Raw genomic sequence first — 13,296 nt, 5'->3', positions numbered from 1 at the left:
GGATTGCAGGCAAATAAAAAACAAGTCTTCTCTTTTTTCCTGTAACAGTTCAGTCTTCGGCCGAACTGTTACTTTTTCCTTTACCGGATTTATTCCAGCAGGTATAATAATAAAAGAAAATAAAAGAGGATAATTTAATATCCGTTTTTGGGAGACTGTTAAATGGAGACTGGGAAAAAGGGAATTCTTATCCGGGCAGACGGTAATCAGGAAATTGCAACGGGGCATCTGATGCGCTGCCTGTCTGTTGCGCAAGCATTGAAGGAACGGAATCTTCCTGTTCTTTTTGCGGTCGCTGATCACAACAGCGGACAGCTGCTCCGTTCTTTTATGGCTGGGGGAGAAAATTTTCCCGTGATATGTCTGGATACGGACTACCGCAATCCTGCCGCTGAACTGGACAGGCTTTTCACTGCCGTATTTGAAAATAATATCGGCTGTGTGCTGATAGATTCCTATTTTGTTACCCCGCCATATCTGGAGGGGCTTCATAAGGCGGCGAAAACTGCTTATATTGACGATATCTATTCCTTTGATTATCCGGTGGATCTGATTATAAACTATGATGCCGCCCCTCCGGCGGATTTTTACAGAAACTGCCCTTACAAACTGTTGGGGCTGTCTTATACTCCCCTCAGGAAACAGTTCCGCGGCCTTCATCCGGAAGTAAGGCCGCAAGCGAAGGACATTCTTATTTCTACCGGGGGCACCGACCCCTGTGGCGTGGCGGAACGTCTCATAAACAGGCTTCTTTGCCTCCCCGGGGAACAGGAAATATGCTATCATATATTGGCCGGTCCCATGCATTCCGGCCGCGCCGCCCTGAACCTTTTGGCAGATGGGAATCCAGCTATCAGGCTCTATGAAAAGGTTTCAGATATGGCGGCATTGATATGCCGGTGTGATCTTGCCGTTTCCGCGGCCGGAACCACATTATATGAACTGTGTGCCGCAGGAGTCCCGGCCGTCAGCTTTACTATGGCGGATAATCAGCTGACCGGAGCCAGGGATATGGAACGTTTTGCCGGAATCCCTTATGTTGGCGATGTGAGGACTGCGACTGATTTTATAGAAAAGCTGGCGGAAGCCATTATTTCTCTGAGCAGCAGTTATGATAACAGATATTTCCTGGCACATTCCATGCATAAAATGGTTGACGGAAATGGAAGCGTAAGAATTGCGGAAGGGTTGGAAAAGCTATTGTGTTCTGAGGCTTCGCATGTATAATATATGTAGATTCATTGTAACTGTTCAGCAGGTCAGCGCATTTAGCTGCGCAGGCCAGCGCTTTGCGCTGACCGTAAGAAAGTGATTCAGGAGTGCTAAAATCCATCGCCAAAGGCGATTTAGGATGGATTTTAGCAGTAACTGTGAGGGGTACTGAACAGTTACGATTCATTTTCGATTTATATTGGTTATATTAGTGCGAATGTACAGTGCACATTAGTTTGCCTGCAGACTTATATCGGTCAAGGCTTAAACACCCTCATCGATTAAAATACTTCAAAAAGGAGTAAAATAAACATCATGAATCAAGCCACCATACAACCTCAAAAAAAATCCGTTGCCATCATCACCGCCAGAGGCGGCAGCAAGCGGATTCCCCATAAAAATATCCGTGACTTCTGCGGAAAACCGATTATCAGCTATTCTATCGAAGCCGCGCTTTCGTCAGGCGTCTTTGATGAGGTCATGGTTTCCACGGATGATGAGGCAATTGCTTCCATTTCCAGGAGCTTTGGGGCCGCAGTCCCCTTCATGCGTTCTGCAGAGTCCGCAAATGATTATGCCTCCACGGATGATGTAATCGCCGAAGTCCTGAGGACCTATGAAGCCGGCGGCACCCGCTTTGACCGGTTCTGCTGCATCTATCCCACCGCCCCCTTTGTGACGGCGGAGAAACTGAAAAATGCCATGGCACTTCTTGACCAGGCCGAATCCGTCATGCCGGTAGTTGCGTTTTCCTATCCGCCACAGCGGGGCATTATTCTGGAGAATGGCCGAATCCGCCGCAAATACCCGGAATTTCTCACCGCCCGCTCTCAGGATCTGGAAAAATTGTATCATGACTGCGGACAGTTCTACGCCTGCCGTACGGATGCCTTCTTCCGTGACAGCACAACGGACGTGGACGACCTCGTCCCCATGATCATGCCGGAAATGGAAGTACAGGATATCGATACCGAAGAAGACTGGGCCATTGCCGAATTAAAATACCGCAAAATGCAGAACCTGAAGTAAATCCATCAGTGATACACGGATCGACACCGCTGACCTCTGCGACAGAAAGAAAGGAAAACCAATGAATTCTGATACACTGCAGACCCCCTATTTTTACATCCGGGAAACCGGCCTGGATACGGATGCAGCCATCCTGAAGGAAGCCCTCTCCAAAAACTGGGGGCCGAACCATCTCGTGGGCTATTCCGTAAAAACCAATTCCCTCCCCTGGCTGCTTCAATATATGAAGGGACAGGGCTTTTTTGCAGAAATCGTGTCCGACACGGAATACCGCCTGGTCAAAAAGCTTGGCTTTGACAATGCCCATATGATTTATAACGGGCCGATTAAAGAAAAAGAAATTTTTAACTCCATTCTTCTTGACGGCGGATATATCAACATAGATTCCACTGAAGAACCCATATGGCTGGAGGAATTAAGCGCAGCTTACCCTCAGCGTAATTTTTCTGTTGGCGTACGTGTAAACTGTGATATCGCCGCCCTTTGTCCGGAGGAGGTACTGGTGGAGGAAGAAGGCGGCCGCTTTGGCTACTGTTATGAAAACGGAAGGCTGGAGGAAGTTATTTCCCGCATAAACAGGCTCCCCAATGTCAAAGTCGCCGGTCTGCACCTGCATTCCTCCACCCAGTCCCGCACCGTTTCCGTCTATGCCGCGCTGGCCAGTATGGCCGTAAGGATAGCGGAGGAATATAATCTGGAGCTTTCCTATGTGGATATGGGAGGCGGTTATTTCGGGGGGCGGGAGGACAAGCCGGATTACCGGGATTATTTTTACGCCATCTGTAAGGAGCTGCGCAGAAAATTCGATCCCGCATGTACCACGCTGATCGCTGAACCCGGCGTATCCCTGATCTCCAGGGCTACGACATTCGTCACCTCCGTAAAAGATGTGAAGGAAATCCGTAACCATTCCTTCCTCATCACTGACGGCAGCCGTACAAACCTGAACCCGCTTGTCACCAGACATGTTTATCCCCACCATATGGTTTATGTGGATGAGCCTGAAAAAAGGCCCGTAATAAAAAGCCAATGGGTCACCGGCTTTACCTGTATGGAGTATGACCGTCTTTTTGAAATCAAGAACGGTCCGGCCATGAAGCCCGGGGATAAGGTGGTATACGACACCGCCGGCGGCTATACCATGTGTTTGAATCCGCTCTTCATCAATTATTTCCCTCCCGTTTATGTGGAACACCGTGACGGCACGCTTTTTAAAGCCCGTGACCAGTGGGACGTGGATGAATTTATGCAGAAAAATTATACCGAAGAAAGGGATTTCCATGAATAAAGAGTTTACCATAGGTTCCCACTCCGTGGGAAATAACGCTCCCGTTTTTATCGTGGCGGAGATGTCCGCCAATCACCTGCAGGATTACGGCCGGGCGGTGGAAATCATCCATGCCGCCAAAGAGGCCGGCGCCGATGCCGTGAAGCTTCAAACCTACAGGCCTGAAACCATCACCCTGGACAGCGAGTCATCCTGTTTTCAGATAACACAGGGAACTATCTGGGACGGCACCACCCTTTATAAACTTTACGAAGAGGCTTACACTCCCTGGGATTGGCAGCCGAAGCTGATGGAAGAGGCGAACCGCCTGGGAATGGAATGCTTCTCCTCTCCCTTTGATTTTACGGCTGTTGATTTTATGGAATCCATGAATATGCCCGCCTATAAGCTGGCTTCCTACGAAATCAACGACATTCCCCTGATACGCAAAATCGCCCGCCTGCATAAGCCTGTGATTTTTGCCACGGGCATCGCTCATCTGGAGGATATTGAACGCGCGCTCCGCGTCTGCAGGGAAGAAGGAAACGAAAATGTGGTTCTGATGAAATGTGTTTCTTCCTATCCCACGCCCTATGAAGATATTAACCTGAACATGATTCCAACGCTGGGCAATATGTTTGACTGCGTTATGGGCCTGTCTGATCACAGCATGGGAACCGCGGTGGCATCCGGCTCCATTGCTCTCGGCATAAAAATGGTGGAAAAGCATCTGACGCTGCGCCGCAGCGACGGCGGCCCCGACGGCGCATTCTCCATGGAACCGGAAGAATTTGCCGAAATGGTGAAAAATATCCGCATCATGGAAAAAGCCCTGGGCAGCTCTGATTTCCATTTAACGGAAAAACAGGAAATTGAGCATGAAGGCTCCCGTTCTCTTTTTGCCGTTAAGAATATTGCAAAAGGCGAGGCCCTGACTCCGGAAAATGTCCGTTCCATCCGTCCCGGAAACGGCCTGCATACCATGTATTATGAACAGATTCTCGGGCAGCACGCAGCGCGCGATATCAGCAGGGGTACTCCCCTTGCCTGGAACCTGATTACGGATTAAAGCCGAAACGAAATTTTATAATCCAAATTTCCCTAAAACGCCCTGCGGGCGCATTATGCCAACAGGGTCTTACGCAGAAAACGGAGGCCCTGTCTGATTTTTGGCAGTTATTATACCGCAAGAAAAATCTGTGGCAGAAAACTGCCTAATCCTCCACACTTCCGGGGATTTCGGTCCGTTTCCGGACACAAAAAAGCGTGCGGCCTTCAACTGGATTTACGCAGTCCTGCCACACGCTGTAATTATTTTATATTTATTCTTCCCGTTCCATTCAAAGGTAATTTTTCACAAAGTTCTCCGAGAACTCTGCGAAATACTCTTCCGCCTGCTTCTTTGACAGAGAGAACCTTTTTTCTATCTTACTGATAATCCTGTCCTTGCCGACTCCCTCCTCCAGATTATCCACCACAAAAATACGGATACCCTCCGTCAAACCGGCTTTTCTGCCGTCTTCCTTACCGGCTTCATATCCATCCTCGTAAAATTCCCCGCTCAGGCTCTTCATAACCTTTTCTTCGTCATATTCCGTTAAAAGTGCATTCATAACCTCAGCCCTCCTCCGGCTTAAAAATTCGGCAAGGATCCCTTCCTCAATACACTGTTCCATTGCCGCCCGGATCGCCGCGGCAGGCTCCATAGCCCTCAGTTTCTCCCTGACGCGTTCAATGAAAACAGCGTATTCCTCCAGCCTCCTGCACCGTCCCATCAATTCCGTATTGTGCCCCGCATTGATATTCAGCATACGGACACGCACTTCCAGACAGGCCATATCCTCTCCCTGCATAAATGCATCCGACAGCTTCAAAACCGATGTATCCGGCATCCTGCTCTCCCCATTGTAAAAAATAACATATACCGGCGTGGGAATCCGCAGCAGCCTTGTGGAATAAATCATTCTGTCATGGAAAAAACGTTTATACAAATCGGAAAAGTAAAACAGTCCCCGCAGCGGCATATTGGGATTTAAGGTACTCTGATGTTCAAATAACCCCATTCTTCCGTCCAGAAGGAAGGAAATATCGTTCTTCATCCCCATATAAATCACATCATCGAAGGTGGTGATCTCCAGGGCGTCCGGATCAGTATAGCATTTTTGGCATAATGCGTTATACAGCTCCAGCAGGTCACTGCGCTCCGAAAATAACAATCGGAACAGGCGGTCCTTATACTGTTTCTGGGGTTTTGGGGTCAGTGCTGCTTCTTTTGTCTGCATGGCAATTGCTCTCCTTGAATATTGTATTTTTCAAGAAAAAATCGCTTCTGCAAACCAAATCATAATAAATATCAAAAGGGATTTCTATAAGAATATTATAAAAGAAAGTATGGAACATAGCAAGATAAAGTAAATAAATCCACATCCTTCCGGCGGGGGCGGTCCCGAAGGGGGCCTGCTGTCCTGGTATCCGGTGGGGGCGTTGGGGAGAGGGCTTTGGAGGGCGGGGGGGCGGCTGTGAGGGGGTGTCACGGATGCTACTCAGTTTTGGGCGGTTTCTAAAAGTATCCCAGGATAGCTTTGGCGTCCCTGATACGGCAGGAACTCGTCGCAGGCTCCTCAGACAGCTGCCGTATCTTAGGGGGAAAGCTTTCCTGGGATACTTTAAGAAACTGCTCCAAAACTTCATAAGCATCCGTGACACCCCCTTATGTTTTCCCGGGTGGGTTACTCTGTTTCGAATTGGGTGAGGATGTGGTCGGCGGCGTTTATGAGGTTGGTTTCTGTGGTTTCGGAAGCAGAGGGGCGGAGCGGGGCGGACTGGAGGATGAAGTAGCCTCTTCCCATGAGGGAGTGGCCGGTGGTTACTTTCTGCATGTAGTCTCCGGGAGTTATGCGGCAGTTCCAGGCTTTGAGGGTGATTCCTTGCGGGAGGCGGAGTTGGGAGGCCTGGGGGATTGTTTTGATGCGGCATTGTTCCAGGTTGAAGTAGTGAATCAGGAGTTTTTCTGTTTTTGCGGGCTTGTAGGCGTAGTCCATGTTGCATTGGCTTCTGATGTATTGTTCCGCCATGTCGATGCCTGTGGCCAGGGGGGTGAAGAGGTTGTGGAGGTTGTGGCCGGAGGGCCTGGCTGACAGTTCGATGGCGAAAATACTGTTTTCGGTGATCATGAGGTCTGCGTGGAGGAGGCAGTCTTTTAGGCCCAGCAGGGCCGTGGTTTCCGTCAGGTAGGCGGTTGCTCTTTCCCAGAGGAGGCGTTGTGTTTCATCTTCCTGGGGGGATATGCTCAGGTAGCCTACGGCTTGTCTGGCGGGGGGTGGGGTGATGAGTTTTTTGCGCAGCAATATCATGCGGAAGCGGTCCTTGTCCATGCAGGCGTCCACGCCGTATTCCACGCCCGGCGCGGCTTCCTCCAGGACGTAGTCTTCTGCAGGGGCTGCTGTGTCCTGGTTTTCGGGGAAGATGCAGGTAAGGGCGTGTTCCAGTTCCCGGGGATTATTCAGGAAGAAGATGCCCCTGCTTCCTGAGCCGTATCTTGGCTTGAGGATTGCGGGGTATTGGAGGGTACTGAAATCTCTGGCAAGATCCCCTGTTTGCGCCGGGGCTGCTTCTGCGGATATGAGAAAGCAGCGGCAGTTCCTCAGTTTCTTTTCCTGGAGTTTTTTGTGAAACAGGTATTTGTCTGTGCAGTATTCGGCGGCCTGCCTGCTGATGCCGGCAAGTCCCAGGGCGTCATTTACCGCGCCTGCCGTGGTCAGGTATCTGCCGATAGGGCCGGTGATCAGGAAATCCGGCTTTCTGTCTTGCAGGGCGTCCAGTACGGCCTTTTCATCCGAAATGTCTATGGCAAGTCCTTCATCTGCCGCTTTCAGTCCTTCCGCCTCCGGATTGCCGTCAAGGGCTGTTACGTAGACGCCCAGCTCCTGTGCTTTTTGGATGGTATGCAGGGATTCCTCTCCTGCGCCTATCAATGCTGCTTTCATCTGCTTCTCCTCCGCCGGTTTCCCGTATTGCATGTTTTATATGTTTCGTAATTTCTCGGTTCTTTATGGCTTTAATCTTTTTCTGAAATTTCTGTAGGTCCAGAGCAGGCTGAAATATATCATGAAGAACAGGGAGGATTTTTGCTGCATGCGCACCAGTTTTTTCTCCTCCTCATTAAAACGTTTTTGATAATAGGGATTTTCCTGGAAATCCGGGAAGGTGCTGCGCATTTCATCGCCCAACGCTTTTACGAAGGAAAGCTCCTTCTTTTTTACGCCGAACATATAGGTGAACAGGGTATTCACGTAGAAAAGGACAGAAAAGCTGCATTCCAGTTCCTTGTAGTATTCCTCAAGGTAGCCGTACCGCTTTGCCTCCGCTATCATGATTCTGCCGGCTTCCATCCTGTCCTCGCATCTTTTGCGGGTGATGGTATGAACGGTGGAGGCCTCGTGCTGGTAATAGTAGTACATGGGCTCCGGCATGTATGCAAAGTGCTTTGCCCGTAGCATCCAGGTGTTTCCCAGCGCGTTATCCTCGTAGAAAATTCCTTCCGGGAAGCGGCTTTCACAGCCGAGGATAATATCACGTCTGTATATTTTCACGACAAGGCTGCCGCTGTCCAGTATCAGGGAGGCATATTTGTCATGATCCAGGCTTCCGGCCTGCTCCGGGCTGTTGTTATGGACCACCTGTCCTGTTTTCATGCTGTGTTCCTGTGTCAGGCAGTAGTCGCAGCCCACCATGTCCGCGCCTGTTTCTTCTGCGCGGGCCAGCATTTTTTCGTACATATCCGGTGTAATCCAGTCGTCGCTGTCGATAAAGCCGATCCATTCCCCCGATGCCAGGGTAAGGCCTATGTTTTTGGCGCCCCCCTGTTTTCGGTTTACCTCGGAATGGACCGCCCGGAAGCGGCCGGGGTATTTTTTTTCAAACTGCTGAAGGATGTCCCAGGACTGATCCGTGGAGCAGTCATCCACTGCGATGATTTCCATGTCCTGCAGCGTCTGTCCCACCAGGGAATTCAGGCAGTATTCCAGTTTTCCGTCTGCCGCCGTATTATAAACAGGCACGATAACACTCAGCTTCATTCTCAGTTTTCCTCTCTTTACGGTTCCCCGGCCTCCGGCGCCGCCCCTTTGGTCACCTGATATAAATCAAACTCGTTATCCTCTATCCCATAGTGTCCCACATATTCTATCTGCAGTTGATAGGGAATGATTTGATCCGGCACAAAGTCCCACTCCATTTCCGTATCCAAAAACCAGATCCGGTCAAAATCCCGGGACAAATCCACATCCCTGACATAGAAAAGGCGTTCCTCAGGGAAATAGTATTTATAGTTAAAATAATACGCCTGGTAATTATATACCACCAGGTCCCGTTCGCCCAGGTTTTCCGAGAAAAACTCCTCTGTCTGGGCGGTCAGCGTGGCCTTATATTCCGCCCGGTAATTATCTCTGTAGGAAATCGCCCCCACAGCCAAGAAAAATACAAGAAACAAAGCAGCGATTTCCTTACGGAACCGCCGGCAGCCAATGGCTGTAAACAGGCAGAACAGGCCCATGGCCGGGAACACGTACTGATCTCTGTAAATCGGCTGCTTCAGCAGGGAAAGCAAAATGCCGCCGCCCGCCGTCAGCGTGGGCACGGCCATACAAAGCAGGGCGAATACACCGGCTTTTCCATCCTCTCCGCCCTTTTTCACAGAAACCAGGCAGCTGATTCCCGCCAGCAGGGAAATCAAAAGAAAGACATAGGTAGTCTGCGGCACCGGAGCCAGTCCGAACGCCCATAAAAAGTAGCTCCACACCGTTTCCCCGGTGATGGGCGGTATCCAGTAACCGGCCTCCACCCTGGTTACCTGTTCGTAAAAATAAGGCATCCAGGGCAGGTAAAGCACCGTCATAAGCAGCGAAAACAGCACCCATTTCCCAAGCTTCTTTCTTTTTTCCCTGGAAAAAAGCAGCGCCAGGAACAGCAGTCCGTTAATAATGATAACGGATGCAAATGCAAAATAATGCAGATAGGCCGCCGCCACAGCCGTTACGGTAAGCCAGATCCAACAGCTCCATCTGTCATTCACGTAGATTTCCCAGGCTGCCAGCCCGCAGGCCGTAACACAGAAAAGAGCCCAGGAATACATACGCACCTGGACCGCATAAACCATGGAGCAGGGAATGCAGCCAAGCAGGATGATAAACAGAAAAGAGGTTCTGTCTCCGAAATATTTTCTCACCTTCGTCGCTCCCAGAACAAGCGTCAGGCTCATGGGAATCAGCGTCAGTACCTTCTGTACCTGCAGGCTTTCCCCGAACAGAAGCCGGAACAAACGTCCCAGGAAATAATACAGCGGCGGATGCACATCCTTTGCCGTTTCCAATACGATTTCTCCGAAGCCCGCCTTGAACAGATTCATACTGAAAATTTCATCCGTCCATACATTGTTATTAAAAATCAGGGACAAATACAGCAGTGTAAAAAATATTACGCTGCCCCAGATTAATATTCCTTTCTGCTTTCCATTCGGCAGATGCCAACTCTTTTTTTTCACCTCTGTCTGCATATACTCTCCTCCGGCCTGTCAGACTCATCCTGTTATCATCAGGATGCAGCGGCTGGCTTTTTCTCTCTATTTTGCATAATAGGAAGCTATTTTTCCAACCGCCTTAATCACATCCTCCACGTCCGCATCGCTCATTCCATAGTAAAGAGGCAGGCTGATGATTTCCTCATACAGCTTTTCCGCCTTCGGGCACAGCCCCTTTTGATATCCAAGTTTCTGATAATATGGAAAATAATAGGTGGGGATATAGTGCACATTGCAGCAGATATTTTCCGCCGCCAGCGCCTCGAAAAATCCCTTTCTGTCTATGGTCAGCGCTTCCGGCCTGATTCTCAGGATATACAGATGCCTTGTAGTATCGGATTCCGGGATTTCCTCCTGCACCGTAATCTGTGGCATCTGTGAAAAGGCTTCGTTATAGCACTTCACGATTTCCTTCCTGCGGGCCTTGAACATCTCCAGCTTGTCCAGCTGGCTGAGCAGCAAAGCCGCCTGGATATCCGTCATACGGTAATTATAGCCAAGCTCGATCTGCTCATAATACCATGGCCCTTCCGGTGTGTTTTCCATCCAGTCCGGATTTCTGGTAATGCCGTGTCTTCCGAACAGTACCAGCTTTTTATACAGTTCGTCGCTGTTTGTCATTACGGCGCCGCCCTCTCCTGCAGTTACGGTTTTCACCGGATGGAAACTGAAGGTGGTCATATCCGCAATCGAGCCGGTAGCCTTCCCGTCATAACAGGTGCCAATGGAATGGGCGCCGTCCGTAATTAAAATCAGTCCATATTTGTCGCAGATTTTCCGCAGAGCCTTCAAATCCGTTGACTGGCCGGTATAATCCACGGCAACCACCGCTTTCGTTTTTTCCGTCACGCATTGCTCCACGCTTTTCGGATCTATATTGTAGGTTTTGTCATCGATATCGGCAAATACAGGTCTTGCGCCGCAGTACAGGGCGCAGTTTGCGGAAGCCGCAAAGGTGATAGGCGTGGTTATCACCTCATCCCCCGGGCCCACTCCCGCAGCAAGACAGGCGATATGTAGAGCCGCTGTGCCGTTAGATACCGATACGGCATGCTTCGCCCCCGTAATACTGCAAAGCCGTTCCTCCAGCTCTCCGATTTTGGGACCGCAGGTGAGGGCGTCGCTTTTGAGCACGTCCAAAACCGCCTGATAATCTGCCTCGTCCAAATACTGATGTCCGTAATATATTTTTGTCTCCCTGACCGGCGATCCGCCTGCCGCCGCCGGAAGCCCCCATATTTTTTCTTCCATAAAATTGTCCTTTCCCAGAGCCTGGCCTGTTTAAGCTGCAAAAAGAAGGGCGCCTTATGCAGCTCCTGTCTCCCGGAAGCGATACCCGGAGCAGCCGCGTAAAGGCCCCCTCTGATTTTTATTTCTCCAGTTCCACGTTCTTAAGAAGCTCGCGGATATCCTCCACGGTAAGCCATTCCTTATTGTTCCCTGAGCTGTAGGAGAATCCCTCCTCCACCTTTACGCCGCTCAGATCCGGAACCTGCCTGTCATTCCATACCACCTGAGGATATACGATGAAATGCTTGTCATATTCGTAGGTATTGAAGGAATCCTCCGGTGTCACCATGATTTCATGGAGCTTTTCACCGGGACGGATGCCGATTTCCTTCTTCGTACAGCCGGGAAGCATAGCCTCAGCCAGATCGGTCACTTTAAAGGAAGGGATCTTGCTGATGAAGGTTTCGCCGCCCTTCGCCTCCTTCAGCGCTTTGATAACAAGCTCCACGCCCTCTGTCAGGCTGATCCAGAAACGTGTCATGCGGAAATCCGTAATAGGCAGCTCCGTGCCCCCGTTTTTAATGATATTGTTAAAAAGAGGGATGATGGAGCCGCGGCTTCCCGCCACATTCCCGTAACGCACGATGGAAAAGCTGATGTCCTTATTGCCCGCATAGGCATTAGCCGCTACAAAAAGCTTATCACTCACCAGCTTGGTTCCGCCGTAAAGATTTACGGGATTGACCGCCTTATCTGTGGACAGGGCCACCACCTTTTTTACATTGGAATCCAGCGCCGCATCAATCACGTTCTGCGCACCGTTTATATTGGTCTTAATGGCTTCGTTGGGATTATATTCACAGGCAGGAACCTGCTTCAGGGCCGCCGCATGGATGACATAATCCACACCTTCAAAAGCCCTTTTCAGCCTGTCCTTGTCTCTTACGTCACCGATAAAGTAACGCATTTTTGATTCATATTCCTTGAATTCATTCTGCATCAGGTACTGTTTGAATTCATCCCTGGAATAAATAATGATTTTCTTTGGATTGTAGTGGGTCAGCGCATACTTGGTAAAACATTTGCCAAAAGAGCCGGTCCCGCCGGTTATCAGTATCGTTTTATTATCTAACATGAACTTTCCTCCATTTGTGTATAGTTTCCCTTTTCTTCTGATGGTCTATACATCTTTACTCTCATCTGCGCACAAAAGCACTCGTGTAGCTGAAGCCGCAGACAAAACAGCCTGCCGCCCCGCATCATCACAGCTGCTCCCTTTCTGCTTTTCGGCCGGTACTGCCGAGAGTTCAGGACCCTTCAAGGAAAAGCCGGTTTCTATCGGCATTATAACATAGCCTACCGGCTAATGCAATGCACCTGAATCCGTCAGCGCGGTAAATGCGCAGACCTGGCTGAACTGAAACGCTCTGTGTCCGAACTGTTTTCCCCGAAAAACAGTCCCTCAATCTCGCAGGCGGTACCGCACCTCTTCTTTGCCCTCCTCATGGACAATCATACTTTCCTTCTCCAATAAGGCCAGGCACAAGATCCCCTTCTGCGGTCCGCCCTGGGAACCTCGATTACCACAATCCTTCCCCTACCGCTGTTTTCCGCCGGAAAAGGGGAAGTTTTGCTGCCCTGCGCCTGTAAGGGAACCTCCCCAGCGCCCTGTCCGCCGATTCCCGCCTCCACAATCTGCACCTGGCTTTCCTCCAGGATATTGGCGCTTACGATCTGCCTGTCATTTACAAGACGCCAAAACTCCTCAACAAGCCATTCCGGCGAAGGAAGCTTAACCGGACGGAAGGATTTATCCGGCAGCTCCTCCAACCCCAGGAGGATCACGCCGCCGATGGTATTGGCAAAAGCGGAATAGGTCTCCCACAGGCTGCGCGGGAAGCCTCCCTGCGCCCGTTTCGCTTCAATCCGGTTATTTCCCCTGTATTTATCTATTTCCTCGAAATGAAGCATCCGCCCCTCC

Annotated in this window: 11 protein-coding genes; 4 read left to right on the top strand and 7 right to left on the bottom strand. The window is 50.2% G+C overall.

Translation table 11 applies throughout. From position 1 onward, the window contains the following. Window positions 1-162: 162 nt before the first annotated feature. The 4 genes from pseG to pseI all read left to right on the top strand — a co-directional run bounded on the left by pseG (window position 163) and on the right by pseI (window position 4,577). Window positions 163-1,227, top strand: a complete 1,065-nt coding sequence (pseG, locus tag FYJ45_RS05380) for a UDP-2,4-diacetamido-2,4,6-trideoxy-beta-L-altropyranose hydrolase (RefSeq protein ID WP_154463777.1) — start codon at window positions 163-165, stop codon at window positions 1,225-1,227. A gap of 300 nt (window positions 1,228-1,527) precedes the next feature. Next, window positions 1,528-2,241: a pseudaminic acid cytidylyltransferase gene (gene pseF, locus FYJ45_RS05375; protein ID WP_154463776.1), complete on the top strand. Its 714-nt coding sequence runs from the start codon at window positions 1,528-1,530 to the stop codon at window positions 2,239-2,241. 61 nt (window positions 2,242-2,302) lie between these two features. Further along, window positions 2,303-3,529, top strand: coding sequence for a type III PLP-dependent enzyme domain-containing protein (locus FYJ45_RS05370; protein WP_154463775.1), 1,227 nt, complete (start codon window positions 2,303-2,305; stop codon window positions 3,527-3,529). Further along, window positions 3,522-4,577: a pseudaminic acid synthase gene (gene pseI / locus FYJ45_RS05365; protein ID WP_154463774.1), complete on the top strand. Its 1,056-nt coding sequence runs from the start codon at window positions 3,522-3,524 to the stop codon at window positions 4,575-4,577. Before FYJ45_RS05370 ends, pseI begins: the two co-directional genes overlap by 8 nt. A 271-nt stretch (window positions 4,578-4,848) precedes the next feature. On the opposite strand, the gene FYJ45_RS05360 is transcribed toward pseI, so the two are convergent. From FYJ45_RS05360 to FYJ45_RS05330, 7 genes are all read right to left on the bottom strand, one after another. Then, window positions 4,849-5,790, bottom strand: a complete 942-nt coding sequence (locus tag FYJ45_RS05360) for an RpnC/YadD family protein (protein ID WP_154463773.1) — start codon at window positions 5,788-5,790, stop codon at window positions 4,849-4,851. A gap of 447 nt (window positions 5,791-6,237) precedes the next feature. Then, window positions 6,238-7,494 (bottom strand): ATP-grasp domain-containing protein, encoded by a 1,257-nt coding sequence (locus FYJ45_RS05355; RefSeq protein ID WP_195841671.1) that lies wholly within the window; start codon window positions 7,492-7,494, stop codon window positions 6,238-6,240. 63 nt (window positions 7,495-7,557) lie between these two features. Continuing rightward, window positions 7,558-8,586, bottom strand: coding sequence for a glycosyltransferase family 2 protein (locus FYJ45_RS05350; protein WP_154463771.1), 1,029 nt, complete (start codon window positions 8,584-8,586; stop codon window positions 7,558-7,560). A gap of 17 nt (window positions 8,587-8,603) precedes the next feature. After that, entirely contained in the window at window positions 8,604-10,061 is a 1,458-nt protein-coding gene (locus tag FYJ45_RS05345) for a glycosyltransferase family 39 protein (RefSeq protein ID WP_154463770.1), read from the bottom strand. A gap of 66 nt (window positions 10,062-10,127) precedes the next feature. Continuing rightward, on the bottom strand, window positions 10,128-11,336 hold the full coding sequence (pseC, locus tag FYJ45_RS05340; protein WP_154463769.1) for a UDP-4-amino-4,6-dideoxy-N-acetyl-beta-L-altrosamine transaminase: 1,209 nt from the start codon (window positions 11,334-11,336) through the stop codon (window positions 10,128-10,130). 118 nt (window positions 11,337-11,454) lie between these two features. Continuing rightward, window positions 11,455-12,450 (bottom strand): UDP-N-acetylglucosamine 4,6-dehydratase (inverting), encoded by a 996-nt coding sequence (pseB, locus tag FYJ45_RS05335; RefSeq protein ID WP_021636712.1) that lies wholly within the window; start codon window positions 12,448-12,450, stop codon window positions 11,455-11,457. A 377-nt stretch (window positions 12,451-12,827) separates the two neighbouring features. Further along, window positions 12,828-13,286, bottom strand: coding sequence for an AlbA family DNA-binding domain-containing protein (locus FYJ45_RS05330; protein WP_154463768.1), 459 nt, complete (start codon window positions 13,284-13,286; stop codon window positions 12,828-12,830). Between the last annotated feature and the right edge of the window lie 10 nt (window positions 13,287-13,296).

The sequence above is a fragment of the Eisenbergiella porci genome (assembly GCF_009696275.1).
In the GTDB taxonomy this organism is placed as follows: Bacteria; Bacillota; Clostridia; order Lachnospirales; family Lachnospiraceae; genus Eisenbergiella; species Eisenbergiella porci.
Note: the sequence above shows the minus strand (reverse complement) of the source record. Positions and strands in the feature narration are given on the sequence as shown.

Excerpts from the sequence above, each read along its gene's own strand:
- FYJ45_RS05370 (WP_154463775.1), top strand. The coding sequence starts at position 2,303 with ATGAATTCTGATACACTGCAGACCCCCTATTTTTACATCCGGGAAACC.
- pseI (WP_154463774.1), top strand. The coding sequence starts at position 3,522 with ATGAATAAAGAGTTTACCATAGGTTCCCACTCCGTGGGAAATAACGCT.
- FYJ45_RS05350 (WP_154463771.1), bottom strand. The coding sequence starts at position 8,586 with ATGAAGCTGAGTGTTATCGTGCCTGTTTATAATACGGCGGCAGACGGA.
- FYJ45_RS05360 (WP_154463773.1), bottom strand. The coding sequence starts at position 5,790 with ATGCAGACAAAAGAAGCAGCACTGACCCCAAAACCCCAGAAACAGTAT.
- FYJ45_RS05345 (WP_154463770.1), bottom strand. The coding sequence starts at position 10,061 with ATGCAGACAGAGGTGAAAAAAAAGAGTTGGCATCTGCCGAATGGAAAG.
- FYJ45_RS05355 (WP_195841671.1), bottom strand. The coding sequence starts at position 7,494 with ATGAAAGCAGCATTGATAGGCGCAGGAGAGGAATCCCTGCATACCATC.
- pseC (WP_154463769.1), bottom strand. The coding sequence starts at position 11,336 with ATGGAAGAAAAAATATGGGGGCTTCCGGCGGCGGCAGGCGGATCGCCG.
- FYJ45_RS05330 (WP_154463768.1), bottom strand. The coding sequence starts at position 13,286 with ATGCTTCATTTCGAGGAAATAGATAAATACAGGGGAAATAACCGGATT.
- pseF (WP_154463776.1), top strand. The coding sequence starts at position 1,528 with ATGAATCAAGCCACCATACAACCTCAAAAAAAATCCGTTGCCATCATC.
- pseB (WP_021636712.1), bottom strand. The coding sequence starts at position 12,450 with ATGTTAGATAATAAAACGATACTGATAACCGGCGGGACCGGCTCTTTT.
- pseG (WP_154463777.1), top strand. The coding sequence starts at position 163 with ATGGAGACTGGGAAAAAGGGAATTCTTATCCGGGCAGACGGTAATCAG.